Here is a 24,078-nt window from a genome sequence, read left to right on the forward strand (position 1 = left end):
GTCATGGTTACGGAAATCGGGTTCGTGAGCCTGCTGGTCGCCGGTCTCGGCGCGCTGGCGGGCGGGTTCGGCTATCTGGCGATGCGGGTTTCGAGGGGGCGTTGGTGAGCGATCAGCAGGAGAATCCGCTGGGCCCACCGCCCTGGCTCAACGCCCCACCGGTCGACCCTTATCCGTACGAGGACACCCACGACCTGCGGCAGGGCGCCGACCTCAACCCGGCGCTGCTCGGCCTGCTGCCCTTCGTCGGGCTGTGGCGCGGCCGCGGCCAGGGCGGGTTCCCGGCCGAGAAGGACTACGACTTCGCGCAGGAGGTGCGGATCAGCCACGACGGCCGGCCGTTCCTGCGGTTCGAGTCGCGCTCGTGGCTGCTCGACGACGAGTCGAAGCCGATCGGCGAGTGGTCGGTCGAGTCGGGCTTCTGGCGTCCGGTGCTCGACGACGGCCGTGCGACCGACGAGATGGAAGCCGTCATGGTCAACCCGGACGGGGTCGCCGAGATTTACGTCGGCAAGACCATCGGCCCCACCCGGCTCGAGATCGAGGCCGACGCGATCGCCTACACCCCCACCGGTCAGCACCTCACCGGCTCGCAGCGGATCTTCGGCATCGTCGACGGTGCGCTGCTCTACGCCCAGTTCGTGTCGATCGACAAGAGCGAGATCAAGCCGCACATGTCGGCGCGACTGCTCAGGGTCGGCGGCTGAGCACAGAGGGCGTAATCTTGGCTGCGTGTCCGCCTCCGCCCTTGCCGCCATGCTCCGCGAGCGTGGCCTGCGGCTCACCCCGCAGCGCCAGCTGATCCTGGAGGCGGTGCACGAGCTGGGTCACGCCACCCCCGAGCAGGTGCACAACCATGTGCGCGAACGCGCCGCCGGGGTCAACATCACCACCGTCTATCGCACCCTCGAGCTGCTCGAGGAGCTCGGGCTGGTCAACCACACGCACCTGTCGCACGGGTCGCCGACCTATCACGCGGCGGGTGAGGATCAGCACGTTCACCTCGTCTGCCGTGGATGTGGGTCGATCAGTGAGGTAGACCCGAGTGTGATGGAGCCGGTGACCGACCGGCTGCTGAGCGAGCGCGACTTCCGCGTCGACGTGGGGCACGTGTCGCTCTTCGGCGTTTGCGGTGACTGCAAGGAGCTGTGAGATGACCGTGGTGATGGTCGAGGACCTGGACCCCTCGTCCGCCGACGCCGGGGTGCCGGCGCACTACGGCGACCCGATGCGCGAGCAGCGCACGCTGGCCACCGCCGTGGGTCTGGTCGACCGATCGAACCGTGACGTGATCGCCGTGCCGGGCGAGGAGCGCGCCTCCTGGCTGCACACGCTGACCACTCAGCATCTGTCCGGCCTGTCGGCCGGGCAGGGCACCGAGCTGCTGGTCCTCTCGCCGAACGGCCACGTCGAGCAGCACGCGATGGTGACCGAGGACGGCACGACCACGTGGCTCGACACCGAACCGGGCGCGGGCGCGGGCCTGCTCAAATACCTCGAGATGATGCGCTTCTTCACGCGCGTCGAGCCGCGGGACGCCACGGCGGAACTGGCCGTGCTGTCCCTCGTGGGCCCGGGCGCGGCCGACGTCATCCCCGGCCTGGCCGAGCCGAAGGTCAACACGGTGCCGGGCGCCAAGTTCGCCGCCGGCGATGTCCCGCCCGGATCGACCAGCCTCTACGCCGTACGGGAAACCGATTTTGGTCTTGCTCGCCGGGTGCCGCTCGGGATCGACCTGCTCGTGCCCCGCTCGGAGAAGACGGCGGTGATCGAGAAGCTCGGCGTCCCCCTGGCCGGGCTGTGGGCCTACGAGGCGCTCCGGGTCGAGCGGCACACCCCCCGGCTGGGCTGGGAGACCGACCACCGCACGATCCCGGCCGAGGCCGAGTTCCTGGCGGCCGCCGTGCATCTCGACAAGGGCTGCTATCGCGGGCAGGAGACGGTGGCCCGCGTGCACCATCTCGGCCGCCCGCCCCGCCGCCTCGCCCTGCTGCATTTCGACGGCATCGCCACCGACCAGCCGCCGGTCAAGGGCACCCCGGTGGTGCGCGAGGGGCGCGAGGTCGGCTTCATCGGCACCGCCGTGCGCCACCACGAGCTGGGTCTCATCGCCCTCGCCGTGCTCAAGCGCACCGCCACCGACGGGCTGACGGTGGGCGATTCAGCGGTGGCGGTCGACGAACACTAAGGTCACAGCCATGACCGGGACCGTGATCACTGTTGCTCCGACCGGCGCCGAAAGCAGCAAGGCCGACGTGCCCGCGCTGCCCGTCACGCTCGACGAACTCGTGGCCACCGCCAAGGAGTGCGAAGCGCTGGGCGCCGCCATCATCCACGTCCACATCCGGGACGCCGAGGCCCGGCCGACCCTCGACCAGGGCCGGCTGCGAGCCACCGTGAGCGCGCTGCGCGAGTCGACCGGCCTGATCGTGCAGCTCTCCTCGGGCGGCGCGGTCACCGATCCGGAGTCCGACCGGCTGGCCGTGCTCGACGCCGGGCCCGAGATGGCCTCCTGCACGATGGGCACGGTCAACTTCGGCGACGACGTGTTCATGAACCGCTGGGAGTTCATCGTCGACCTGCACTTCCGCATGCAGGAGCGCGGCATCGTGCCGGAATACGAGATCTTCGACCTGGGTCAGCTGACGTCGCTGCAGCGGCTGCTGGGCAAGCACGGGCTGCCCTTCGGCGGGCACGTGCACGTCGACCTGGTGATGGGGGTGCCGGGCGGGATGCCGGCCACCGCGGCCGCGCTCGTCGCGTGCGAGCAGGCCCTGCGTGACCTGCCCGAGGGCACGACGTTCTCGGCCACCGGGATCGGGCGCGGCACCATCCCGGTCATGCTGGCCTCGCTGAGCACGGGCGGGCACCTGCGGGTCGGGCTGGAAGACACCATCACGTACGCCAAGGGCCGCCCGGTCGAGTCGAACATGCAGCTCGTGGCCCGGGCCGTCGGCTTCGCGCAGCTGGCCCAGCGCCCGCCGCTGACCGCGGCCGAGGCCCGTGAGCTGCTCGGCGTGCCGGCCCGATGATCATCGCGGAGGTGGTGCGCTCGGGCTTCGTCGAGAGCGTGCACCACGGTTCGGTCTTCTCCAGCGGCGGCAGCCGGGGCGACGTGACGACCCCGATCTTCCCGCGCTCGTCGAACAAGCCGCTCCAGACGGTCGGCATGCTCCGGGCCGGTCTCGTGCCGCGCGACGGCGCCGACCTTGCCCTGATCAGCGGCAGCCACTTCGGCGAGCCGTTCCACGTGCAGCGGGTTCGCGAGATCCTCACGTCGGCCGGCCTCGACGTCCGCGCCCTGCGCTGCCCTGCGTCGTTGCCGCTGAACGAGAACGCCCGCGACGACTGGCTGCGCGCGGGCGGCGGCCCCGAACGGGTGCTGATGAACTGCTCGGGCAAGCACGCCGGCATGCTCGCGACCTGCGTGGCCAACGACTGGCCGCTCGAGACGTATCGCGAGGCGGCGCACCCGCTGCAGGTGGCGATCGCCGACGCGGTCGCCGACCTGGCCGGCGAGCGGATCACGGCGACCGGCGTCGACGGCTGTGGCGCGCCCGTGCTGGCCCTGTCGCTGACCGGGCTCGCGCGCGCGTTCGAGCGGCTGGTCGCGGCCGAGCCGGGCAGTCCCGAGCGCCGGGTGGCCGACGAGATGCGGGCCCATCCCGAGCTGGTGGCGGGCACCGGGGCCGACGACACCGTGCTGATGGCGGCCGTGCCGGGCCTGCTGGCCAAGGGCGGGGCCGAGGGCGTGGTGGCGGTCGCCGTGCCCGCCGTGGGCGCGGTGGCCCTCAAGATCGACGACGGCGGGATGCGGGCGCGCACCCCGGTTCTCCTCGCCGAGCTGCGTAAACTCGGCGTGAGCGTGCCGCTGATGGAGGAGCTGGTCCTGGGTGGGGGAGAGCCGGTAGGGCAGGTCAGACCCAGGTAGGACCCCTACGGGTGACTCGTTTCACGCTAGCTGGAGTTAGCGTTTTGCTTGCAAGAGCTAGCACCCGGGGCTAGCTTCGAATGCATGGCCACACCCAAGGATCTGCCTGAGGACATCGGCGGTTTCATCCGTGACCTCCGGCAGACCGCGAAGATCTCGCTGCGCCAGCTCGCCGACCGGGCGGGCGTGAGCAACCCGTATCTCAGCCAGATCGAGCGTGGCCTGCGCAAGCCCAGTGCCGAGGTGCTGCAGCAGATCGCCAGCGCGCTGCGGGTGTCGACGCCCGCGATGTATTTGCGGGCCGGCCTGCTCGACAGCGAGGGGCAGCAGGGTGTGCTGGCCGCGGTCGCCGCCGATCCCGAGCTGACGATCGCGCAGAAGCAGACGCTGTCCCAGATCTACGAGACGTTCCGCAACGAGAACGCGCGCACCAAGCAGGACTCCGCCGAAGCCACCACTCCGACTCCCGAGGAGCAGAAATGACCGAGCAGACCAAGACCCGCTTCCCCGCCCCGCTCTACGCCGCGGCCGGCGCCGGTGACATCGCCGTCGAGCAGCTGCGCAAGCTGCCCGCCGTGATCAACGACCTCAGCGAGCGCGCCGCCGCCTCGCTCCGCACCTACAACGAGCAGGCCGGCACCAAGGCCGCCGAGCTGCGCGACAAGGCCTCCACCACCGACTTCGAGGCGCTCCGGGGCAACGCGGCCAGCGTGGCCACCTCGTTCGCCCAGATCGCCCAGGACCGCGCCGTCGCGGCGTACACCGCGCTGGTCGCCCGGGGCGAGCGCGTCGTCGGCACCGGCGTCGTCGAGGCCGCCGACGTGGTCAACGCCGACATCGAGAAGACCGAGGAGCCGGCCGCCATCGAGGCCGCCGACAAGGTCGTCGAGACGGCCGACGAGAAGCCCGCTGCGACCCCCAAGCCCCGCAAGCGCGCCGCTTCCAAGTGACAACCCGGCACGACATGATCAGCGGGGCCCGGCATCTGCTGGGCCCCGCGGCATAGACTTTCCCTCATGGCCTCCTCCGCGCCGATCTTCTACGCCGATGTCGTCGGCTACCTCAACCTGCTCGTCCTCATCCTTTCGCTGGTCGTCCAGGCGGTCGCGCTGATCCACTGCCTGACCCAGAAGGGCGACGGTTTCCAGGCCATCGGCACCCTGCCCAAGGGTGCGTGGGCGGCGATCCTCGCCATCTGCATCGTGCTGACCCTGCTGCTGCAGAGCGCGATCGGCATCTTCGGTCTGATCGGCATCGCCGCCGCCCTGATCTATCTGCTCGACGTCCGGCCCGGCCTGAAGGACCTGTCGGACGGCAAAGGCTTCTGGTGAGGCGGTTCGGCCCGCCGCCACCCGATGGCGGGCCCCGCCTGCATCGTGCCGACCCGACCGGGCCGCGCTCGGGCCGCCCGACCCTGCCCGGCCCGCCGACCGAGCTCATTTCCACCCCTTCCGGCGTACGCCTGGAGCAGTTGATCACCGGGATCGGCGAGCCCGTCACCGTCTTCGCGCACGGGCTGGGCGGCGACATCTCCGGCACCCGCCCGCTGGGCAGCGCGGTCACCGGCCGCCGGGTGTTCTTTCACTTCCGCGGGCATGGCCGCTCCGACGCCCCGGTCGGCCCGTGGAGCTTCGCCGACCTGGCCGACGACCTGCGCGGCGTGGCCGACCTGACCGGCGCCACCCGGGCGCTCGGGGTCAGCATGGGCGCGGGCGCCCTGGCCCGGCTGATCGGCGACACGCCCGACCGGTTCGAGCGGGTCGTCTTCTATCTGCCCGCGCCGCTCGACGGCACCCGGCCCGCGGCCGCCGAGGCCCGCGTCGAGAGGCTGCTGGCCGCGGTCGAGTCGGGCGAGGCGGCGTCGATCGCGGCGGCCGTCGAGGCGGAGCTGCCGCCCTCGGTGCGCAACACGCCGACCGGGTGGAGCTTCCTGCGCCAGCGGGTCGAGCAGTTGCAGCGTGACGGCCTGGCCTCCGAGCTGACGACGCTGTGGCACGAGCCCGCGGTGCCCGACGAGTCGGCCCTGCGGGCCTTCCGGGGGCGGGCGCTGGTGCTCGGCTGCCTGGGCGACGAGGTGCACCCGGTGGCCTGGGCCGAGCGGCTGGCCGGGCTGCTGCCGGGGGCCGAGCTGCACATATACGAACGCCCGGCTGTTCTGTGGAACAACCGGGCGGAGCTTCGTACGCGTATTTCTACGTTTCTGAATTCCTAACTGGCGAGCCAGACCGGGACGAAGTAGTCCTCGCTGCTCCAGTTGGCGACCTTGTCGATCGCCATCGGCCAGATCTCGAAGTGCCAGCCCTTGGACAGCCCGGCCACCGACCGCGACGCCCAGGCGCCGGCCGAGGTGACCGGCGCGCGGTCCTCGACGCCGGCGGGCAGCGAGCTCAGCGCCTGACCGGTGTACTTGAACCACTTCTTGGTGTCGAAGTTGTACATGTACATGCCGGCGGCGTCGGTCCACTTCAGCAGGATGATGCTGACGTAGTCGACCCCGGCCTGCGCGTCGCTGGCCGTGCCCCGGACCGTGGTCCACGAGCTCGCCTTGTTCGGGCTGGCCGGGAACTTCACCGCGACCCGCGGGGCCGTCTTGTCGTACGCGACGTTGAGCGGCGACGCGTTGCGGGCCGCCTTGCCCTTGTCGTTGGTGAACTCGACCTTCGGCGTGAAGGTGCCGTGCTCGAAGTAGTGCGGGACCTGCGTCGACGTCGAGCCCTCGCGCAGCAGCGTGAACTCGCCGTCGCCCCACTCGGTCCAGACCTGGGAGGCGGTCGCGGGCAGGGCGGAGGGGGTGAAGACGCCCTCGACCTGGTAGTCGTGCTCGACGCCACCGGAGACGTACGTGTTGGTGTAGATCGTGCTCTTCTGCCAGCCCAGGTTGCCGGTCGGCGCGGCCACCCCGACGGCGGCCGGGGTCAGCGTGCCCGGGCCCTCGACGGTGCCGTCGTTGAGCGTGACCGCCACCGTGAAGGTGCCGACCGCGGCGTACGTGTGGGTCCAGCTGGTCTCGCCGGCCGCCGCGGTCTGCGCCGCGGTGCCGTCGCCCCAGTTGATGACCCGGCCGATCGCGGCGGGCTCGGTGTCGTCGTCGGCGAGGGCGCTCTGGGTCAGCGTCACCGTCTGGCCGGGCCAGATCGCCGTGCTGTCCAGGGCGTATGTGCCGGTCGGAGCCGCGCCGGCGGCCATGGCGGGCGCGCCCAGACCGACCACGCCGGCGGTGAGGACCGAGGTGAGAAGGGCGGGCAAAGCGCGACGGTAAACGAGTCTCATCTGTCCCCCGTTGATCTGCCTCCCCTTCGAAGACAGAGAGGGGAGCCAGCGGACAATACCGGTGCGGCGGCCCATTGATCAAGCCCGTTCTTCGCGCTGAGCCGTAACCTTTTTCGGCTCTCGGCACGTTGTCTAGAACGTGCGGCTTTCCCCTAAATCAGTCTTTGTCGGACTCGTGGCGTTCGGCCTGCCGATCGCCGTCACGGTCGGCTGGACCCTCGCCACCCCGGTCAAGCGCCCCGCTGCAGTGGGCGTTCCCGGCGGCGAGGGTGCCCTCGGCGCCGCCCCGGTCTCGACCAAGAGAGAGCCGGTAGCCGTCCGCTACACGGCCCGGCCCAACCGTCCGGCCGTCCCCGCGGCCTCGGTCAGCGCCCCCGGTCCCATCACCACCGCGCCGTCGGCTTCCGCGATACCCACGACGGCCCCACCCACACTGACGCCGTCCCCCACACCGTCGTCCACGAGCCCGACCGAGGACCTCCCGCCGCTGAACCAGCCGCCCGTCCCCACCCCGACCGAGATCAGCACGCCGCCCAGCTGGGACCCGCCCTCGTGGGAGCCCCCGTCGCCGGAGTCGTCGTCCACCAATCCGTGACGTCCGCGTCGTCGGCACGTCTTCCGGGGCTGCTCTACTCTTCTGGCGTGAATGCCGAAACCGGCCGCCCCCTCGGCGCCGCCAAGCAGTTCGCGATCGGGGCCGGGCTGCTCGGACGCGGGCTCGGAATCGTGTTGCGCAGCCCGAAGCTGCTGGCGCTGGGGCTGGTGCCGGCGGTCATCGCCGGCGCGCTGTACGCCACGGCCCTCTTCTTCCTGGTCGACTATCTGCCGCAGCTGTCGAGCGCGGTCACCTGGTTCGCCGACGGCTGGGCCAAGTGGGCGCGCGACCTCATGCGGGTGCTCGGCGGCATCGCCCTGCTCGGGGTGTCGGTGCTGCTCGGCATCCTCACCTTCACGGCGGTCACCCTGCTGATCGGCGACCCGTTCTACGAGCGCATCTCCGAGCTGGTCGAGGAGCGGTTCGGCGGCGTGCCCGACGAGGTCGAGGTGGGGTTCTGGCCGTCGCTGCGGCGCAGCCTGATCGACTCGCTGCGGCTGATCGGGCTGTCCATTGTGATCGGCCTTCCGCTGTTCGCGCTGGGCTTCCTGCCGGTGGTCGGGCAGACCGTGATCCCGGTGCTCGGCGGGGCCTTCGGCGGGTGGCTGCTGGCCCTCGAGCTGACCGGTGTGCCGTTCCAGCGGCGCGGGCAGCGGCTGCGGCACCGGCGGGCCGTGCTGGGGGCGAACCGGCCGCTGGCGCTCGGCTTCGGCGTGGCCGTGTTCTGCTGCTTCCTGATCCCGCTGGGCGCGATCCTGCTGATGCCGGCCGCGATCGCCGGCGCGACGCTGCTGGCTCGTCAGACGCTGGGCCACTCGATCTCAGGCCGACCCGCGGACCACCAGCTCAGTCGGTAGCACCACGGCGTCGGGCAGGCCGGGCTCGCCGTTGATCAGGCCGAGCAGCTGGCGGGCCATCGTGCGGCCCATGTCGGCGATCGGCTGGCGCACAGTCGTCAGCGGCGGATCGCTGTAACGGCTTATCTCGAAGTCGTCGAAGCCGATCACGGCCACGTCGGCCGGCACCCGGCGCCCGGCCTCCTTGAGGGCGATCAGCGCGCCGTGGGCCATCATGTCGCTGGCCGCGAACACCGCGTCGAGCGCCGGGTCGGCGGCCAGCAGCGCGCGCATCGCGGTGATGCCCGACTCGCGGGTGAAGTCGCCGAACTGCACGTGCTGGGGCAGCCCGGCCTCGTCGAGCGTGGCCCGATAGCCGGCCAGCCGGTCGATGCCGGCCACCATGTCCTGCGGGCCGGCGATGGTGGCGATCCGGCGGCGGCCGTGGGCGACCAGGTGGCGTACGCCGGAAGCGACCCCGCCGAAGTGGTCGACGTCCACATAGGGGACTGAAGGGCCGCCGATGGGACGGCCGCTGCAGATCACGGGGATGCCGAGGCGGGCCAGGGTGCCGGGGAGCGGGTCGGCGCCGTGCATGGAGGCGAACATGACGCCGTCCACGTGACCGGCCACCGCGTACCGCTCGACCCGGCCGTGGCTCTTCGACGAGCCGGCCATCATCAGCACGAGCTGCTTGTCGGCCGCCTCGAGCTCGACGCCGGCCCCGCGGATGATCGCGGGGAAGAACAGGTCGTCCGAGAACACGCGGTTGGCGGTCTCGGGCAGGATCAGCGCGATCGACTCGGTGCGCTGGGTGACGAGGCTGCGGGCGGCCTGATTGGGCACGTAGCCCAGCTCGTCGACGGCCCGGGTGACCGCCTCCCGGATGGCGGCGGCCACCGAGGTCGAGCCGTTGACGACGCGGGAGACGGTCGCCCGGGACACCCCGGCGCGGCGCGCCACTGCTTCCAGGGTCGGCCGCTCCCGCGTCACCACAAAATCTCACCCCTCGTCAGTTGCCCGGCGCGGCGATGCCGTTGCGCCGGATCACCTCCCGGTACCACTTCGCGCTGTCCTTCGGCGTGCGCTGCTGCGTCGCGTAGTCGACGTGCACGACCCCGAACCGCTTGCGATACCCCTCGGCCCACTCGAAATTGTCCATGAGCGACCAGACGAAGTAGCCCCGCAGATCGACTCCGGCCGCCAGGGCATCATGGCAGGCGCGCAGGTGGCCGTCGAGGTAGTCGACGCGGCGGGCGTCGTGCACCTCGCCGTCGGCCGACGGGACCTCGGGGTACGCCGCGCCGTTCTCGGTGATCATCAGCGGGACGCCGGGGTAGTCGTCGTTGATCCGCTTGAGCAGGCCGGTCAGCGCGGACGGCTCGATGCGCCAGTTCATGTCGGTGACCGGGCCGTCGGGCGCGTGCCAGGCGATGCCCTCGCTGCCGGGCTGGTCGAGCATCGCGGGGGCGCCGGGCTTGGCCGAGACGTACGCGGGTTGATAGAAGTTGATCCCCAGCACGTCGATCGGGGCGTTGATCGTGGCCAGGTCACCGTCGGCGATGTAGGCCAGGTCGGTGAAGCGGGCCATGTGCTCGAGCATGTCGGCCGGATACTGACCCTTGAACAGCGGGTCGAGGAACATCCGGTTGGACAGCCCGTCGATGATCCGGACGGCCTCGAGGTCGGCCGGGTTGGCCGGGTCGACCGGCAGCGCGACATTCGGGTTGAGCGTGATGCTGATGCTCTGGGCGCCGGCCGAGCGCAGCGCCCGCGCCGCCAGGCCGTGGCCGAGCAGCAGGTGGTGCACGGCGGCGAAGACGGCCACCGGGTCCTGCTTGCCGGGCGCGTGCACGCCGCTGCCGTAGCCGAGGTACGCCGAGCACCACGGCTCGTTCAGCGTGGTCCAGGTCTTGACCCGGTCGCCGAGGCGGGCGTGGACGATCTGCGAATACTCGGCGAAGGCCTCCGCGGTCAGCCGGTTGGCCCAGCCGCCGAGGTCCTCGAGGGTCTGCGGCAGGTCCCAGTGATAGAGCGTGACGACCGGGTCGATGCCCTTGCCGAGCAGCTCGTCGGTCAGCCGGTCGTAGAAGTCCAGGCCCTTGACGTTGACCGGGCCGGTGCCGTCGGGCTGGATGCGCGGCCAGGCGACCGAGAACCGGTACGACGCCAGGCCCAGGTCCGCCATCAGCGCCACGTCGTCGACGTAACGGTGGTAGTGGTCGCAGGCGACGTCGCCGGTGTGCCCGTTGTAGACGCGACCCGGCGTACGGCTGAAGGTGTCCCAGATCGACGGGCCGCGACCGTCCTCCCGCGCCGCGCCCTCGATCTGGTACGACGCCGTGGCGGCGCCCCAGATGAAGTCGTCGGGGAAGGTGATCGCGGCGAGGGCCGGCTGCGCCGACGTGGTGGGCGTGACGGTGGCCGTCATGCGTTCCCCGCTTCCTGTGCGAGCTCAACTTAACCGGTTAATCATAGAGGTGCGGGCAAATGCCGCCAGACCGGTAAGTCGAATGTAAGCTCGCTTGTCAGTTCGCCGAGCGGAAATCAGCCCGTGCGGAGGGCGGAAATCAAACGCGGGTCCCCGGTCACTACCAGGCGATCCGTGCGCACCCGGCCCATCAGCATCAGCTGCAGATCGCTGGCCGTGCCGGTGGCCTGCGCGCGGGCGTGGTGATCGTCGGAGTCGAGGATCGTGCCCGTGTCGAGCAGGGCCACCCCGGCCCCGCGCAGCCGCACGAACCACTCGTAACCGGCGTCGTTGGCGACCAGGTGGACCACGCCGTGCAGGTCGGTCGGGCCCTGCCGGCGACCGGCGGGCAGCCAGGTGTCGAGCACCTCGCTCACGCCGTCGGCGGCCAGCTTGGTCTCGATCGGGGTCGGGCGCTCGGCCGCGGACTCGGCGTCCCAGCGGTGCACCGAGACCTCGTGGGCCATCCGGCGCTGCCAGAACGACGCCTTCTTGGCCTGCGGGGCCCAGTTCCACGCGGCGAAGTCGGCGTCGAGGGCCTCGAGCGTCTCGATCGTGCCGGTCAGCTCGCGGCGCAGCCCGTCGAGCGCGGCGTCCCACTCGGGGCGCGGCGGCACCTGCGGCTGGTCGGGGCGATCGGTGACCCCGCGGGCCGCGATCTCGCGGACCCAGTGCAACTCGGACGTCAGATGCTCGACCAGGTCGGCGACCGTCCAGTCGGGGCAGCAGGGGACAGCCGCCTCCGGACCGGCCTGCGCGACCGCGTCCTGCAGCGCGGGGCTGTCGGCCCGCAATGCCGCGAGCCAGAAGTCCTTCGTCGCGTGCAGCCTGTTCATCGCGATTCTCTCCCGCTCCACCGGACCGCCGATGAGGTGCCCGAACCGTTGAGCCTAGGGTGGTTGGCGTGCCTGACGTTACCGCCGCCCCGCAAACCGTCCTGTCGGCGTACACGACGCTACGCCTTGGTGGCCCAGCCGGCATCTTGACGGTCGCCACCGAAACGGACCAAGTGGTGGCTACGGTGCGTAATGCCACGGAAGAGGGGCGGCCGCTGCTGGTTCTGGCCGGCGGCAGCAACGTGGTGATCGGCGACGCCGGGTTCGACGGCACGGTCCTGCTGCTGCGCACCCGGGGCATCCGGGTCGTCGAGGAGCGCGAGGACAGCGTTGTGCTGCGGGTGGCCGCGGGCGAGCCGTGGGACGACCTGGTGGCGTACGCGGTCGAGAAGGGTCTTTCCGGCATCGAGTGCCTGAGCGGGATCCCGGGCTCGGCGGGCGCCACCCCGATCCAGAACGTGGGGGCCTACGGGCAGGAGGTCGCGCACACGATCGTGGCGGTCCACGCGTACGACCGCGAGACCCGGACGCTGCGGGTGATGCCCCCGGCCGAGTGCGCCTTCGCCTATCGGGCCAGCGTCTTCAAGCACAACGACCGCTACGTGGTGGTGGAGGTCGACTTCCGGCTGGCCCGCTCGGCCGAGTCGGCCCCGATCCGCTACGCCGAGCTGGCCCGCAACCTCGGTGTCGAGGCCGGTGACCGGGTCCCGTTGCAGCAGGCCCGCGACACCGTACGCAAGCTGCGCGAGCAGAAGGGCATGGTGCTCGACGCGGACGACCGCGACACGTGGTCGGTCGGCTCGTTCTTCACCAACCCGGTGGTGAGCGCGGCCGAGTGGGCCGGGCTCGGCCTGGACGCCCCGCACTGGCCGGGCGACGACGGCACGGTCAAGATCCCGGCGGCCTGGCTGATCGAGCACGCCGGCTTCCCCAAGGGCTTCGCGGGCGACGGCGTGTCGATCTCGACCAAGCACACGCTGGCGCTGACCAACCGGGGCACGGGCACGACCGAGGCGCTGCTGGGCCTGGCCCGCACGGTGCGGGACGGGGTGCGGGCGTGCTTCGGCGTCGAGCTGCACCCCGAGCCCGTTCTGATCAACTGCGCGTTGTAAGAGCTCAGTCCCAGCCGAAGACCTGGGTGTAGTACGGCACCCCGTTGGCCGCGTAGACGACGCCGGTGCCGATCGACTTGGCGCCGCAGTTGAGCATGTTGGCGCGGTGCCGCGGGCTGGCCATCCACGCCTCGACGACCTCGGTCGCGGTGCGGTAGCCCCAGGCGATGTTCTCGCCGGAGGGCTGCTCGTAGCCGGCCAGGTGCGACCGCCGTACGAAGGTGGTGCCGTCGCGCCAGACGTGGCTGAACAGACCCGTACGGGCCATGTAGACGCTCTGCCGCACCGACGCGACCACCAGCTCCCGGTCGACCGTGAGCAGGCGGCGGCAGCCGTTGGCCCAGCGCCGCTGGTTGGTCATCGTGACGACCTGGGACATCAGCGTGCGCGGGGCGACGGCCGTGGGTGTCACCGTGGCCGTGGCCGGCGCGGCGGCCGGGGGTGCGGGCGGCACCGGCACAGTGGCGTGCGCCGGGGCGGGCACGGCCAGCCCGATCGCCGGTCCGGCGATCAGCAGGACGAGATGTCGCAGCACGGCATAACTCCTCTCCCTGGGCGGCGTCGCCCACCTAGGGATATCGGATCCGGAATCGGGCCGTCCGTCCCTTCTTTGCCCGAAACCGGAAACGCGGGCGCAGAACGTGCCAGTCTGAGGGGATCGGTGATCTTGCGAGGAGCGGGTCGCCGAGGCGGATAGCTCGCTAATCTGTCACTGTCCGTAAATAGACCGTGACATCACGCTATCGTGGCTTTGCGCGGTTGATTCCGCCGCCGGCAGTCGCCGGAGCGAACACACGACACCGACCCTCCACCGAACGCCGGGCGGCGTGCGGGCGGGCGGTCGTGTCCGGACCTGAGCACGAGCGAGGGGTGGGGGCATGGTGAGCACAGGATGAGTCGCCTACTCGTCGTCGAGGACGATCCGGACATCGCACTCGCCCTGCGACTGTTGTTCAGCCGTGCGGGTTACGAGGTGGCGCACGCCGGCGACGGCCGTACGGGCCTCAAGGAGGCGTACGCGGAGCACCCCGACCTGGTGGTGCTCGACGTGGGCCTGCCCGAGATGGACGGGTGGCAGGTGCTCGAGCGGCTGCGCGATGTCTCGGACGTCCCGGTGCTGGTGCTGACCGCGCACGGCCAGGAGGCCGAGAAGGTGCGCGGGCTGCGCGGCGGCGCCGACGACTACCTGACCAAGCCGTTCGCCAACAACGAGCTGCTGGCCCGGGTCGAGGCACTGCTGCGGCGCTCGTCGAGCGGGCAGAACAGCTGGGCCAGCCAGGTCTACGACGACGGGCTGGTGCACCTCGACCCGACCAAGCGCCGGGTTTATGTCAAGGGCGACGAGAAGCGGCTCACTCCCACGGAGTTCCGGCTGCTCAACGCGCTCGTCCGGCACGCCGGGGCGGTGCTCAGCCCGAACCAGCTGCTGACCCAGGCCTGGGACGACCCGACCGGCATCGGGCAGGAGCGCGTCAAGTTCGCCGTGCTGCGCCTGCGCCGCAAGCTCGGCTGGTCCGACCCCGACGATTCACCCATCGAGTCCGTACGCGGATTCGGTTACCGCTACCGCCGTCCCGGTGGAGAGTCCTGATTTCCCCTTGGTAGTGGTCCGGGTGTCCTCAGGTGATGAAGCCGACAACCGATGAGGGCCTTGGAACGCCGAGCAGGAGGTAACGAAGCGTGGAAGACCTTGGTGAGATCGTTGGCGAATTCCTCATGGAAAGCCACGAGAACCTGGACCAGATCGACCGTGACCTGGTCGAGCTCGAGCAGGACCCGAACTCACGAGACCTGATCTCGCGCATCTTCCGGGCGATCCACACGATCAAGGGCACCAGCGGCTTCCTGGCCTTCAGCCGCCTCGAGAAGCTGGCCCACGCGGGCGAGTCGCTGCTGTCGAAGCTGCGCGACGGCGTCATGCCGGTCACCCCGACCACGATCACCACGCTGCTCGCCACCATCGACGGGGTGCGCTCGATCCTCTCGGCGATCGAGGAGACCCAGGCCGAGGGCGATGTCGACATCGACACGATCATCGCGCAGGTCAACGCGCAGATGAACGCCGAGCCGGCCGCCGACGCGCCGGCCGCCGCAGCCGCACCGGCGGCCGAGGCGGAGCCCGAGCGGCTCGACGAGACGGCGGCCCGGCCGGCCCCCGAGCCCGTGGACAACCAGCGCAAGCCGATCGGCGAGATCCTGGTCGAGACCGGCGCCGCGCAGGCCTCGGACGTCGGCTCCGCGCTGGCCCAGCAGATCGAGGGCGACGAGCGCAAGCTCGGCACGATCCTGCTCGACGAGGGCAAGGCCCAGCCGGCCGCGGTCAGCGAGGCGCTGCAGGCCCAGACGCCCAAGCGCAGCATCGCCGACAGCGCGATCCGCGTCGACGTCGACCTGCTGGACACGCTGATGAACATGGTCGGCGAGCTCGTCCTGGCCCGCAATCAGCTGGTCCGCGGCGTGATGGAGACCGGCGACGCCACCCTCGTACGCAGCGCCCAGCGGCTCGGCATGATCACCAGTGAGCTGCAAGAGGGCATCATGAAGACCCGCATGCAGCCCATCGAGCACATCTGGTCGAAGCTGCCCCGAGTCGTCCGCGACCTCAGCCAGTCGCTCGGCAAGCAGGTGCAGCTGGTCATGCAGGGCAAGGAGACCGAGCTCGACCGCAGCCTGCTCGAGGCGGTCAAGGACCCGCTGACCCACCTGGTGCGCAACGCGGTCGACCACGGCATCGAGAACCCCGACCAGCGGATCGCGGCCGGCAAGGGCCCCGAGGGCACGCTCACGCTGCGCGCCTATCACGAGGGCGGGCACGTGGCGGTCGAGGTGGCCGACGACGGCGCCGGCCTCAACGTCGAGCGGATCGCGCAGAAGGCGGTCGAGAACGGCCTGCTGCGCCCCGATCAGATCCCCAACATGGACCGCCGCGACATCATGGCGATGGTCTTCCAGCCCGGCTTCTCGACCGCGGCCAAGGTCACCAACGTCTCCGGCCGCGGCGTCGGCATGGACGTGGTCAAGACCAACATCGAGAACATCGGCGGCGCGGTCAGCGTCGACTCCAAGCCCGGCGAGGGCACAGTCTGGCGGCTCACCATCCCGCTCACGCTGGCCATCATCCAGGCCCTCACCGTCGACTGCGGCGATCAGCGGTACGTCATCCCGCAGGTCGCGGTGCTGGAGCTGGTCTTCATCGACGGTCAGTCGACCAAGATCGAATACGCCTCGGGGGCGCCCGTCTATCGGCTCCGGGGCAAGCTGCTCCCGCTCGTCCGGCTGGACCGCGCGCTCGGCCTCGACGTGGGCGGCGACCAGGGCGTCTACATCATGGTGCTGCAGGCCGACGGCAGGCGTTTCGGCCTGGTCGTCGATCGCGTGCTCAACACCGAGGAAGTCGTGGTCAAGGCGCTCAACTCCCGGTTCAAGGACATCGGCCTGTACGCCGGGGCGACCATCCTGGGCGACGGCAAGGTGGGCCTGATCCTCGACGTCTCGTCGCTGGCCCGGCGCAGCCACCTGGCCGCCGACGCCGAGCGGCAGAACCTGGAGGCCTCGTCGCGGGCGTCCGGCGCCGGTGGCACGGGCGAGCGGCTGCTGGTCACCGCGGTCGGCGAGCGCCGGGTGGCGATCCCGCTCGACACGGTCACCCGGCTCGAGGAGTTCCCGCGCGACCGGATCGAGCACGCCGGCTCCCGCGAGGTCGTGCAGTACCGCGGCCAGATCCTGCCCCTGGTGCGCCTGTCGCACCTGCTCGGGGCTTACGGGGAGGAGCCGGAGGGCGACAACGTCTCGGTCGTCGTCTACAGCGAGGGCGCCCGCAGCGTGGCGCTGGTGGTCGACCGGATCGTGGACATCGCCGAGAACTCGACGACGGCCCGCCGCGACGCCGAGGAGGACGGCCTGGTCGGCACCGCGGTCATCCAGCAGCGCGTGACCGAGCTGCTGGACGTGCGTCGCGCGATCCTCGCGGCCGACCCGAACTTCTACACCGACCTGGAAAACGACGAGCTGCTGGTGGAGGCCTGAGATGGCGAGCCGTCAGTTCGCCACCTTCGAGGTGGCCGAGCAGCTCTTCGGGGTCGAGGTGCACACGGTGCAGGAGGTGCTCTCGTACAACGAGTACACCCCCGTGCCGCTCGCGCCGCCGGCCATCGGCGGGCTCTTCAACCTGCGCGGCCAGGTGATCGCCGCGGTCGACCTGCGGGTGCAGCTCGGCCTGGCCCGCAAGGAGCTCGAGGGCCCGGTGATGAACGTGATCCTGCGCGGCGACGGCGAGCCGGTGAGCCTTGTGGTGGACCGGATCGGCGAGGTGGTCGACCTCGACGACGACACGTTCGAGCCGCCGCCCGACACGCTCAGCGGACCCACCCGCGACCTGGTCGTGGGGACGTTCAAGTTGGACGGCCGGCTGATGCTCGCCCTCGACGTGAACGCGGCCGTCGACACGTACCGCGCCACGACCTGATGTACAGCCTCGTCAGCGCCCCGGTGCTCGGCTTCGACCTGACCCGCCTCACCGGCGGGTCGGCCACGGCCGAGGTCGTGCTGCGCGGCCTGCGGTTGCAGGCCGCCGACCTCCCGCTGCTGGCCGAACGGCTGCCGGACGAGGACACGCGCGGACCGCTGTGGGTCGAGGTGGAGAGCGCGGCCCGCCGGATGCCGTCGCTCAAGGGCATGAACAAGGACGACGCGGCCGGCAGCCTGGCCCTCGTCGAGCGGGCCCCGATCGGCACGGTCGACGCCCTGCTGACCTGCCTGCGCTACGACGTGATGGCCTGGACCTGGACGGGCACCGGCCGCGACGCCCAGCAGTCCGAGGTCGCGGCGGCCGCCACCGCCCTGATCTGCGACGCCGCGGTGGCCAGCTACCTGCGCGAGGTGCTCGACGCCGACACCCGGCGCCGGCTCGGTGCGGGCTGGGTCGCGGCCATGCGCAAGCTGCCGGTCGGCGCGCCGATCGACCTGGGCCCGCACCACTACACGGTCTCGGCCCTGCTCGACCGGCTGCGCTCGCTGCGGTCGAGCGATCTGGCCCGGCTGGTCGCCTCGGCCGACGACGCCCGCCGCAACACCGGCGGCTGGTCCCCGGCCGTGCATTCGGCGTCCTGGGCGGCCTATCTGTCGGATCGGGTCCGCACGGCCGCCGCGGCGCAGATGCTGTTGGTACAGGCCGTCGACACGGCCACCATTCCGCTGGCCGACCGGGCCGGCGGGGTGTGGAACATGCTCAGCGGCGCGGTGCAGGCGCTCGTGGTGCGGGATCTGCTCGACACCTCGACCGCTCACCGGCTGCTCGCCCCCGTCGTGGCCGCACTCGGGCCCGCGTGGCTGGGTTGAGAGGTGACCAGATGATTTCGGTCCTCGTTGTCGACGACTCGGTGGTCGTCCGCCGCTTGATCGTCGACGCTCTCGGTGGCGCCGAGAACATCGAGGTCGTCGGCACGGCGTCCAACGGGCTGCTGGCCCAGGCCAAGATCGACCAGCTGAAGCCCGACGTGATCACGATGGACATCGAGATGCCGCAGATGGACGGCATCACGGCGGTCCGCGAGCTGCGCAAGCGGCACAAGCAGATCCCCGTGATCATGTTCAGCACGCTGTCGGCGTCGGGCGCCTCGGCCACTTTGGAGGCGCTCTCCGCGGGCGCGACCGACTACGTCACGAAGCCGAGCAACGTCGGCTCGATCAACGAGTCGATCAAGGCGGTCCGCGACGAGCTCGTCCCCAAGATCTATGCGCTGTCCGGCCGGCGCCGCCCCGGCGCCCCGTCGGGACCGCCGTCGCGGCCGGGCGCCCCGGCCGCGCCCGCCCGGCCGGTCGCCGGCCGCCCCGGCGCCGCACCGGCCCGCGCGGGCATGCCGCCGGCCGGTCGGCCCGGCGCCGCCCCGGCCGGAGCCGGCCGGCCCGCCACCGCCGCGCCCCGGCGGAGCGCGCCCGGCGGCCGGATCGACATCCTCGCGATCGGCTCGTCGACCGGTGGCCCGGACGCTCTCACCAAGGTGCTGCAGGGCATCCCGGCGGACATCCCGGTGCCCATCGTCATCACCCAGCACATGCCCCCCGTCTTCACCAAGATGTTCGCCGAACGCCTCGACCGCAGCACGCCGCTGCGGGTCGTCGAGGCCGGGGACGGGATGGAGCTGGCGCCCGGCTGGGCGTACATCGCTCCGGGAGACCATCACCTGGTCTTCCATCGCCGGGGCACGGCCACGCTGACCCAGCTCAGCGGCGCGCCCCCGGAGAACTCCTGCCGCCCGGCCGTGGACGTCATGTTCCGGTCCGTCGCGGCGCTCTACGGCGCATCGACCTATGCGGCCGTACTCACTGGAATGGGACATGACGGACGGGGTGGTGCGAAGGTGCTGAGAGACGCGGGAGCCGAGGTGCTGGCGCAGGACGAGGCCACCTCGGTGGTGTGGGGCATGCCGGGCGCCGTGGTCGGCGCGGGGCTGGCGGACGAGATCCTGCCGCTCGACCGGATCGCCGCCCACCTGGTCAACCGGGTCAAGTCCGGCCGGTCGGCGGCGGTGGCCCGATGACGCTCTCGCAGGCCGAGTTCAACTTCGTCTCCCAGCTGGTCCGGCGCGAGGCCTCGATCGTGCTCGCGCCCGGCAAGGAATACCTGGTTGAGGCCAGGCTCATCCCGGTCGCCCGTGCGGTCGGCGCGGCCGGCGTCACCGAGTTCCTGGCCGACCTGCAGCGCCGGCCCGACCCGGCCAAGCAGCGCAAGATCATTGACGCGCTGACCACGAACGAGACCTCGTGGTTCCGCGACCGCGAGCCGTTCGCGGCGCTCAACGACGTCGTGCTGCCCGAGCTGGTCAAGTCCCGCGCGGCGACGCGCAAGATCCGCGTGTGGTCGGCCGCCAGCTCGAGCGGCCAGGAGGCGTACAGCCTGGCCATCACCATGCAGGAGAAGCTCCCGCCGGGCTGGAGCTACGACATCATGGGCACCGACATCTCGACCGAGATGGTCAAGCGGGCCGAGACCGCGGAGTACAGCCAGGTCGAGGTCAACCGCGGGCTGCCGGCCGCCCAGCTGGTGCAGTACTTCGAGCGGGCCGGCGCGCACTGGCGGATCGCGCCGGCGCTGCGCCGCAACGTGTCGTTCCGGCTGATGAACCTGACCGCGCCGCTGCCCGCCATGCAGCCCTTCGACGTCATCTTTCTGCGCAACGTCCTGATCTATTTCGACGTCGCGACCAAGCGCACCGTGCTGCAGAACGTGGCCAAGCTGCTGCGGCCGGACGGCTGGCTCTTCCTGGGCGCGGCCGAGACCACGATCGGGATCGACGACAACTACGAGCGGGTGGCCGCCGGCCGCACCTCCGCCTACCGAGTCCGAAGCGGGGCGTCCCTGGGCGCCGCGAGAAGGGGATGACGCCCATGCGCGCCATGGTGATCGACGATTCCCGCGCGATGCGCATGATCCTCAAGCGCATCGTCACCAAGCTCAACTTCGAGGCGGTGGAGGCGGGCGACGGCAAGGAGGCGCTCGACCTTCTCCACGCGATGACCGAGGTGCCGGAGCTGGCCCTCATCGACTGGAACATGCCGAACATGAACGGGCTCGAGTTCGTCACGCACGCGCGGGCCGATCCGCGCCTGCGCGAGATGACGCTGGTCATGGTCACGACCGAGAGCGAACAGAGCCAGATCGTCCGCGCGCTCGCCGCGGGCGCGCACGAATACGTGATCAAGCCCTTCACCGAAGGGGCCATGATCGAAAAGCTGGCCCTGCTGGGCCTCGTCCCGACCGGAGCGAACTCATGAGCATCGAAGTCGAGGTCAATGAGAACGACCTCGCCGAGATGGTGGAGCAGGTGTGGGAGTCGTATCTGGATCCCGAGGGCGTGAGCCCGCTGATCCCGACCTACGACGAGAACCAGCCGTCCGAGGTGCACTCCTCCGTCTCCATCACCGGTTCCTGGACCGGATACATCGTCTACGCCTCGTCCGTCCAGGCCGCCCGGCGCGCCGCCGGCGCGTTCCTGGCCATGGAGCCGGACGAGGTCGGCGACGAGGACCTCTCCGACGTGCTGGGCGAACTGGCCAACATCGTCGGCGGGAACGTCAAGGCGATGTTGCCACCGGGCGCGCTGCTGTCGCTGCCGCAGGTGGTGCTCGCTCCCGAAGCGACTGCGCGCTTCCCCGGCACCGAACGGATCAGTGGGGTCTACGGGATGTGGGAGGGCGAGCCGGTGTCGATTTCCATGTGGCAGAGCCGCGGTGACAACAAGGAGGGCGCGGAATGAAGATTCTCATCGCTGACGACAGCCGGGTGATGCGGCAGATCGTGGTCCGCACCCTGCGCCAGGCCGGCTTCGGCGATCACGACCTGGTCGAGGCGGCGAACGGGCAGGAGGCCTTCGACATGGTCAATGCGGAGAGCCCCGATCTGGTGCTCTCCGACTGGAACATGCCCGAGATGACCGGCATCGAGGTGCTGAGGAAGCTCCGGGCGGCCGGGAACGACGTCAAGTTCGGTTTCGTGACGTCCGAGAGCACTCCCGAGATGAAGGAACAGGCGGACTCCGCCGGTGCTCTCTTTTTCATCGTGAAGCCCTTCTCGGCTGAGCGATTCGATGAGGTCTTCGCTCCTATTTTGGGATGATTACGACATGTCTGACGTAACGGTTCTTCCTGGCACCCTGGCCGTCCGCAACCTTTTCGAGGACCTGCTCGGCCGGGAGGTGACCGTCAGCCCCGGTGAGCCTCTCAGCGCGGATGAGATTCCCACCTCGACGGTCGCGATTTTTGTCGACTCGGCGCAGAGCATCTACGCCGTGCTCGGGATGGAGCTCGCCCTGGCCGCCAACGCCGGCGCCGCGCTCGGCCTGCTGCCCGCCGGTGCTGCCGAGGACAGCATCGACGACAAGCAGCTCTACCCGAACCTGGCCGAGAACGTGGGCGAACTCTGCAACGTGCTGACCAGCCTGCTCAACCGCGAGGGGGGCCCGCACATCAAGCTGCACCAGGTCGTCTATCCGGGCGAGCCGCTGCCCGGCGACGCCCGGGCCCACCTGATGGCGCTCGGCCGGCGCGTCGACCTGCTGGTCGACGTCAACCGGTACGGCAAGGGCAAGCTCAGCCTCTCGCTGGCGCCCTGATCGCACTCCGCACGCAAGAAGGGCCCGCCGTCCGGCGGGCCCTTCTTGCGTTGCCGGACGGGTTCCTTTCGGTGCTAAGCAAATTGCCGAACCGGCCGAAGCGCATTAAGAGCGTGCTTTACGGACGGGAGCAACCTATGACCTCGCCACTCTCCGGGCTCTCCGGTGCCGCGGCTGCCGCGGCGGCCGGCCCGGGCGCCAAGGAGAAGAGCAAGACCCTGGGCGACCGGGACACCTTCATGAAGCTGCTGGTGGCCCAGCTGAAGTATCAGGACCCGAGCAAGCCGGCCGACTCCACCCAGTTCCTGGCCCAGACGGCCCAGTTCACTCAGGTCGAGAAGCTCGAGGGCATCGCCGACATGCTCAAGGGCCAGCAGTTGATCACGGCCAGCTCCCTGGTCGGCAAGAACGTGGAGTACATGGACGGCGACGGCGTTCGGCACACCGGAGCCATCTCGGCCGCCAAGCTCAACGGCGACAGCGAACCGCTCCTTCGGATCGGGAACACGGAAGTGCCGCTGTCCAAGGTCACGGAAGTCCAGGAGATCACGCCTGGCGGGACCGACGCGACGACCAAGCCGTAACCCTCAACCGAGAAGGACCCACCCATGTTGCGTTCGCTCTATTCCGGCATCAGCGGCCTGCACGCGCATCAGCAGATGATGGACGTGACCGGTAACAACATCGCCAACGTCAACACCGTCGGTTACAAGGCCAGCTCGGTCCAGTTCCAGGACACCCTGAGCCAGATGACCGCCGCGGCCGGCGCCCCGCAGAACGGCCAGGCCGGCTCGAACCCCGGCCAGGTCGGCCTCGGTGTCCGCAACGCCGGCATCACCTCGAACTTCAGCCAGGGCTCGGCGCAGACCACCGGCAAGGCCGGCGACATGATGATCCAGGGCGACGGCTTCTTCATCACCCGCCGCGGCAACGAGGAGCTCTACAGCCGGGCCGGCTCGTTCTTCTTCGACGCCAACGGCACCCTGGCCACCGCGACCGGCGAGCCCGTGCAGGGCTGGACCGCCGACGAGAGCGGCGTGGTCAACCCGGCCGCCAAGCCGGGCGACATCCGGATGCCCCTGGGCAAGAGCATCTCGCCGGTGGCGACCAGCACGGTGGAGATGAAGGGCAATCTGACCAACGACATGCCCGAGGGCGTGACCGACCCGACCACCATCCCGGCCATCGAGATCCCGTTCAAGGCGTTCGACAAGACGGGTAACCCGATCAGCCTCTCGGCCAAGTTCACGCGGACCACCACCGATCCCACGGCCTCCGTCCAGGACTGGCAGGTGACCCTGACGAAGTCGGGTGATGCCGGGCCGGCCACGCCGATCACCGCCACCATTCAGTTCAAGGACGGTAAGCCGGTCGCCACGCCGCCCGCGACGAAGGCGATGCTGGAGTTCTCGGGGGCCACCGCGATCGACCCCAACATCAGTGACACGTTCTCCGTCGACGCCGGGGACCTGACCATGTTCCACGGCCTGACCGAGGCGCGGGTCTCGGACTCGAACGGCAACGCGGCCGGCACGCTGGCCTCGCTGTCGTACACGGTGTCGGACACCGGCCAGATCATCGGCGCGTTCAGCAACGGTCAGAAGAAGGTGCTCGGCCAGGTCGCCCTGGCCACGTTCAAGAACGTCAACGGTCTCGAGAAGACCGGTGACTCCCAGTGGCGCTCCACCGTCAACTCGGGCCTGGCCCAGGTCGGCACGCCCACCAGCTCCGGCCTCGGCCAGGTCATCAGCGGCGCGCTGGAGATGTCGAACGTCGACCTGGCCCAGGAGTTCACCAACCTGGTCATCGCCCAGCGCGGCTTCCAGGCGAACTCCCGCATCATCACGACCTCCGACGAGCTGCTCCAGGAGCTCGTCAGCATGAAGCGGTAACCAGCATCACCAGGAGTTCGGCCGCC

29 protein-coding genes and 1 pseudogene are annotated in these 24,078 nt (G+C 70.5%); 25 read left to right on the forward strand and 5 right to left on the reverse strand.

Features of this window, described 5'->3' with window-relative positions:
* Positions 1 to 3 precede the first annotated feature (3 nt).
* From mtfM to JKJ07_RS09780, 10 genes and pseudogenes are all read left to right on the forward strand, one after another.
* Complete coding sequence (gene mtfM, locus JKJ07_RS51070) at positions 4 to 108, forward strand: small membrane protein MtfM (protein ID WP_268919125.1); 105 nt, start codon at positions 4 to 6, stop codon at positions 106 to 108.
* Positions 105 to 707: a heme-binding beta-barrel domain-containing protein gene (locus JKJ07_RS09740; RefSeq protein WP_202991067.1), complete on the forward strand. Its 603-nt coding sequence runs from the start codon at positions 105 to 107 to the stop codon at positions 705 to 707. The genes mtfM and JKJ07_RS09740 overlap by 4 nt, the downstream gene beginning before the upstream one ends.
* 49 nt (positions 708 to 756) lie before the next feature.
* Entirely contained in the window at positions 757 to 1,152 is a 396-nt protein-coding gene (locus JKJ07_RS09745) for a Fur family transcriptional regulator (protein WP_133876919.1), read from the forward strand.
* A 1-nt stretch (position 1,153) separates the two neighbouring features.
* The gene (ygfZ, locus tag JKJ07_RS09750) at positions 1,154 to 2,188 is read left to right on the forward strand and encodes a CAF17-like 4Fe-4S cluster assembly/insertion protein YgfZ (protein ID WP_202991069.1); all 1,035 of its coding nucleotides are present in this window, start codon (positions 1,154 to 1,156) and stop codon (positions 2,186 to 2,188) included.
* Positions 2,189 to 2,198: 10 nt separating this feature from the next.
* Positions 2,199 to 3,032, forward strand: coding sequence for a beta-keto acid cleavage family enzyme (locus JKJ07_RS09755; protein WP_202991071.1), 834 nt, complete (start codon positions 2,199 to 2,201; stop codon positions 3,030 to 3,032).
* Complete coding sequence (locus JKJ07_RS09760) at positions 3,029 to 3,931, forward strand: asparaginase (RefSeq protein ID WP_202991073.1); 903 nt, start codon at positions 3,029 to 3,031, stop codon at positions 3,929 to 3,931. The genes JKJ07_RS09755 and JKJ07_RS09760 overlap by 4 nt, the downstream gene beginning before the upstream one ends.
* A gap of 84 nt (positions 3,932 to 4,015) precedes the next feature.
* Positions 4,016 to 4,390 (forward strand): annotated as a pseudogene (locus JKJ07_RS09765) (helix-turn-helix domain-containing protein); the annotation flags it as partial.
* Positions 4,391 to 4,410: 20 nt separating this feature from the next.
* Entirely contained in the window at positions 4,411 to 4,881 is a 471-nt protein-coding gene (locus JKJ07_RS09770; protein WP_202991077.1) for a hypothetical protein, read from the forward strand.
* A gap of 66 nt (positions 4,882 to 4,947) precedes the next feature.
* Complete coding sequence (locus JKJ07_RS09775) at positions 4,948 to 5,262, forward strand: DUF2516 family protein (protein ID WP_202991079.1); 315 nt, start codon at positions 4,948 to 4,950, stop codon at positions 5,260 to 5,262.
* Positions 5,259 to 6,143 carry an alpha/beta fold hydrolase gene (locus tag JKJ07_RS09780; protein ID WP_202991081.1) on the forward strand — a complete coding sequence of 295 codons (885 nt, stop codon included), beginning with the start codon at positions 5,259 to 5,261 and terminating at the stop codon, positions 6,141 to 6,143. The genes JKJ07_RS09775 and JKJ07_RS09780 overlap by 4 nt, the downstream gene beginning before the upstream one ends.
* Here JKJ07_RS09780 and JKJ07_RS09785 read toward each other — a convergent pair.
* Entirely contained in the window at positions 6,140 to 7,177 is a 1,038-nt protein-coding gene (locus JKJ07_RS09785; protein WP_202991083.1) for a PKD domain-containing protein, read from the reverse strand. The two genes, JKJ07_RS09780 and JKJ07_RS09785, sit on opposite strands and share 4 nt — an antisense overlap.
* Positions 7,178 to 7,376: 199 nt before the next feature.
* Here JKJ07_RS09785 and JKJ07_RS09790 point away from each other — a divergent pair, with 199 nt between their 5' ends.
* Both JKJ07_RS09790 and JKJ07_RS09795 read left to right on the forward strand, forming a co-directional pair.
* Positions 7,377 to 7,796 carry a hypothetical protein gene (locus tag JKJ07_RS09790; protein WP_202991085.1) on the forward strand — a complete coding sequence of 140 codons (420 nt, stop codon included), beginning with the start codon at positions 7,377 to 7,379 and terminating at the stop codon, positions 7,794 to 7,796.
* A gap of 47 nt (positions 7,797 to 7,843) precedes the next feature.
* Entirely contained in the window at positions 7,844 to 8,653 is an 810-nt protein-coding gene (locus tag JKJ07_RS09795; protein WP_202991088.1) for an EI24 domain-containing protein, read from the forward strand.
* Here JKJ07_RS09795 and JKJ07_RS09800 read toward each other — a convergent pair.
* The 3 genes from JKJ07_RS09800 to JKJ07_RS09810 all read right to left on the reverse strand — a co-directional run bounded on the left by JKJ07_RS09800 (position 8,618) and on the right by JKJ07_RS09810 (position 11,938).
* Positions 8,618 to 9,628 (reverse strand): LacI family DNA-binding transcriptional regulator, encoded by a 1,011-nt coding sequence (locus tag JKJ07_RS09800; protein WP_202991090.1) that lies wholly within the window; start codon positions 9,626 to 9,628, stop codon positions 8,618 to 8,620. The genes JKJ07_RS09795 and JKJ07_RS09800 overlap by 36 nt on opposite strands.
* A 16-nt stretch (positions 9,629 to 9,644) precedes the next feature.
* Complete coding sequence (locus JKJ07_RS09805; RefSeq protein WP_202991092.1) at positions 9,645 to 11,063, reverse strand: GH1 family beta-glucosidase; 1,419 nt, start codon at positions 11,061 to 11,063, stop codon at positions 9,645 to 9,647.
* A 116-nt stretch (positions 11,064 to 11,179) separates the two neighbouring features.
* Complete coding sequence (locus tag JKJ07_RS09810) at positions 11,180 to 11,938, reverse strand: maleylpyruvate isomerase family mycothiol-dependent enzyme (protein WP_202991093.1); 759 nt, start codon at positions 11,936 to 11,938, stop codon at positions 11,180 to 11,182.
* 68 nt (positions 11,939 to 12,006) lie between these two features.
* Between JKJ07_RS09810 and JKJ07_RS09815 the strand changes: the two genes are divergently transcribed.
* A complete protein-coding gene (locus JKJ07_RS09815) occupies positions 12,007 to 13,050 on the forward strand; it encodes a UDP-N-acetylmuramate dehydrogenase (RefSeq protein ID WP_307834195.1) in 1,044 nt (347 codons plus the stop codon).
* 4 nt (positions 13,051 to 13,054) lie between these two features.
* On the opposite strand, the gene JKJ07_RS09820 is transcribed toward JKJ07_RS09815, so the two are convergent.
* A complete protein-coding gene (locus JKJ07_RS09820; RefSeq protein ID WP_202991097.1) occupies positions 13,055 to 13,585 on the reverse strand; it encodes a CAP domain-containing protein in 531 nt (176 codons plus the stop codon).
* Between the two features lie 357 nt (positions 13,586 to 13,942).
* Between JKJ07_RS09820 and JKJ07_RS09825 the strand changes: the two genes are divergently transcribed.
* The 12 genes from JKJ07_RS09825 (at position 13,943) to JKJ07_RS09880 (ending at position 24,052) form a co-directional block, all read left to right on the forward strand.
* Complete coding sequence (locus JKJ07_RS09825; RefSeq protein ID WP_184954773.1) at positions 13,943 to 14,641, forward strand: response regulator transcription factor; 699 nt, start codon at positions 13,943 to 13,945, stop codon at positions 14,639 to 14,641.
* Positions 14,642 to 14,730: 89 nt separating this feature from the next.
* Positions 14,731 to 17,076, forward strand: coding sequence for a chemotaxis protein CheW (locus JKJ07_RS51655; RefSeq protein WP_202991099.1), 2,346 nt, complete (start codon positions 14,731 to 14,733; stop codon positions 17,074 to 17,076).
* Between the two features lies 1 nt (position 17,077).
* A complete protein-coding gene (locus JKJ07_RS09835; RefSeq protein WP_184954775.1) occupies positions 17,078 to 17,515 on the forward strand; it encodes a chemotaxis protein CheW in 438 nt (145 codons plus the stop codon).
* A complete protein-coding gene (locus JKJ07_RS09840; protein ID WP_202991101.1) occupies positions 17,515 to 18,387 on the forward strand; it encodes a hypothetical protein in 873 nt (290 codons plus the stop codon). The genes JKJ07_RS09835 and JKJ07_RS09840 overlap by 1 nt, the downstream gene beginning before the upstream one ends.
* 11 nt (positions 18,388 to 18,398) lie before the next feature.
* Positions 18,399 to 19,589 (forward strand): protein-glutamate methylesterase/protein-glutamine glutaminase, encoded by a 1,191-nt coding sequence (locus JKJ07_RS09845; protein ID WP_202991102.1) that lies wholly within the window; start codon positions 18,399 to 18,401, stop codon positions 19,587 to 19,589.
* The gene (locus JKJ07_RS09850) at positions 19,586 to 20,431 is read left to right on the forward strand and encodes a CheR family methyltransferase (RefSeq protein WP_202991105.1); all 846 of its coding nucleotides are present in this window, start codon (positions 19,586 to 19,588) and stop codon (positions 20,429 to 20,431) included. The genes JKJ07_RS09845 and JKJ07_RS09850 overlap by 4 nt, the downstream gene beginning before the upstream one ends.
* Positions 20,432 to 20,436: 5 nt before the next feature.
* Positions 20,437 to 20,823 carry a response regulator gene (locus tag JKJ07_RS09855; RefSeq protein ID WP_184954779.1) on the forward strand — a complete coding sequence of 129 codons (387 nt, stop codon included), beginning with the start codon at positions 20,437 to 20,439 and terminating at the stop codon, positions 20,821 to 20,823.
* Positions 20,820 to 21,305, forward strand: a complete 486-nt coding sequence (locus JKJ07_RS09860; protein WP_202991109.1) for a chemotaxis protein CheX — start codon at positions 20,820 to 20,822, stop codon at positions 21,303 to 21,305. The genes JKJ07_RS09855 and JKJ07_RS09860 overlap by 4 nt, the downstream gene beginning before the upstream one ends.
* Complete coding sequence (locus JKJ07_RS09865; RefSeq protein ID WP_202991111.1) at positions 21,302 to 21,664, forward strand: response regulator; 363 nt, start codon at positions 21,302 to 21,304, stop codon at positions 21,662 to 21,664. Before JKJ07_RS09860 ends, JKJ07_RS09865 begins: the two co-directional genes overlap by 4 nt.
* Before the next feature lie 7 nt (positions 21,665 to 21,671).
* On the forward strand, positions 21,672 to 22,160 hold the full coding sequence (locus JKJ07_RS09870; protein ID WP_202991113.1) for a hypothetical protein: 489 nt from the start codon (positions 21,672 to 21,674) through the stop codon (positions 22,158 to 22,160).
* Between the two features lie 137 nt (positions 22,161 to 22,297).
* Positions 22,298 to 22,744 carry a flagellar hook assembly protein FlgD gene (locus JKJ07_RS09875; protein WP_202991114.1) on the forward strand — a complete coding sequence of 149 codons (447 nt, stop codon included), beginning with the start codon at positions 22,298 to 22,300 and terminating at the stop codon, positions 22,742 to 22,744.
* A 24-nt stretch (positions 22,745 to 22,768) separates the two neighbouring features.
* Positions 22,769 to 24,052, forward strand: coding sequence for a flagellar hook protein FlgE (locus JKJ07_RS09880; protein WP_202991116.1), 1,284 nt, complete (start codon positions 22,769 to 22,771; stop codon positions 24,050 to 24,052).
* Positions 24,053 to 24,078: the final 26 nt, after the last annotated feature.

The organism is Paractinoplanes lichenicola (genome assembly GCF_016785085.1).
GTDB classification, from domain to species: Bacteria; Actinomycetota; Actinomycetes; order Mycobacteriales; family Micromonosporaceae; genus Actinoplanes; species Actinoplanes lichenicola.

Coding starts and splice junctions, on each gene's coding strand:
- mtfM (WP_268919125.1), top strand. CDS start 4: ATGGTTACGGAAATCGGGTTCGTGAGCCTGCTGGTCGCCGGTCTCGGC.
- JKJ07_RS09745 (WP_133876919.1), top strand. CDS start 757: ATGCTCCGCGAGCGTGGCCTGCGGCTCACCCCGCAGCGCCAGCTGATC.
- ygfZ (WP_202991069.1), top strand. CDS start 1,154: ATGACCGTGGTGATGGTCGAGGACCTGGACCCCTCGTCCGCCGACGCC.
- JKJ07_RS09755 (WP_202991071.1), top strand. CDS start 2,199: ATGACCGGGACCGTGATCACTGTTGCTCCGACCGGCGCCGAAAGCAGC.
- JKJ07_RS09760 (WP_202991073.1), top strand. CDS start 3,029: ATGATCATCGCGGAGGTGGTGCGCTCGGGCTTCGTCGAGAGCGTGCAC.
- JKJ07_RS09770 (WP_202991077.1), top strand. CDS start 4,411: ATGACCGAGCAGACCAAGACCCGCTTCCCCGCCCCGCTCTACGCCGCG.
- JKJ07_RS09775 (WP_202991079.1), top strand. CDS start 4,948: ATGGCCTCCTCCGCGCCGATCTTCTACGCCGATGTCGTCGGCTACCTC.
- JKJ07_RS09805 (WP_202991092.1), bottom strand. CDS start 11,063: ATGACGGCCACCGTCACGCCCACCACGTCGGCGCAGCCGGCCCTCGCC.
- JKJ07_RS09810 (WP_202991093.1), bottom strand. CDS start 11,938: ATGAACAGGCTGCACGCGACGAAGGACTTCTGGCTCGCGGCATTGCGG.
- JKJ07_RS09825 (WP_184954773.1), top strand. CDS start 13,943: ATGAGTCGCCTACTCGTCGTCGAGGACGATCCGGACATCGCACTCGCC.
- JKJ07_RS09835 (WP_184954775.1), top strand. CDS start 17,078: ATGGCGAGCCGTCAGTTCGCCACCTTCGAGGTGGCCGAGCAGCTCTTC.
- JKJ07_RS09840 (WP_202991101.1), top strand. CDS start 17,515: ATGTACAGCCTCGTCAGCGCCCCGGTGCTCGGCTTCGACCTGACCCGC.
- JKJ07_RS09845 (WP_202991102.1), top strand. CDS start 18,399: ATGATTTCGGTCCTCGTTGTCGACGACTCGGTGGTCGTCCGCCGCTTG.
- JKJ07_RS09850 (WP_202991105.1), top strand. CDS start 19,586: ATGACGCTCTCGCAGGCCGAGTTCAACTTCGTCTCCCAGCTGGTCCGG.
- JKJ07_RS09855 (WP_184954779.1), top strand. CDS start 20,437: ATGCGCGCCATGGTGATCGACGATTCCCGCGCGATGCGCATGATCCTC.
- JKJ07_RS09860 (WP_202991109.1), top strand. CDS start 20,820: ATGAGCATCGAAGTCGAGGTCAATGAGAACGACCTCGCCGAGATGGTG.
- JKJ07_RS09865 (WP_202991111.1), top strand. CDS start 21,302: ATGAAGATTCTCATCGCTGACGACAGCCGGGTGATGCGGCAGATCGTG.
- JKJ07_RS09870 (WP_202991113.1), top strand. CDS start 21,672: ATGTCTGACGTAACGGTTCTTCCTGGCACCCTGGCCGTCCGCAACCTT.
- JKJ07_RS09875 (WP_202991114.1), top strand. CDS start 22,298: ATGACCTCGCCACTCTCCGGGCTCTCCGGTGCCGCGGCTGCCGCGGCG.
- JKJ07_RS09880 (WP_202991116.1), top strand. CDS start 22,769: ATGTTGCGTTCGCTCTATTCCGGCATCAGCGGCCTGCACGCGCATCAG.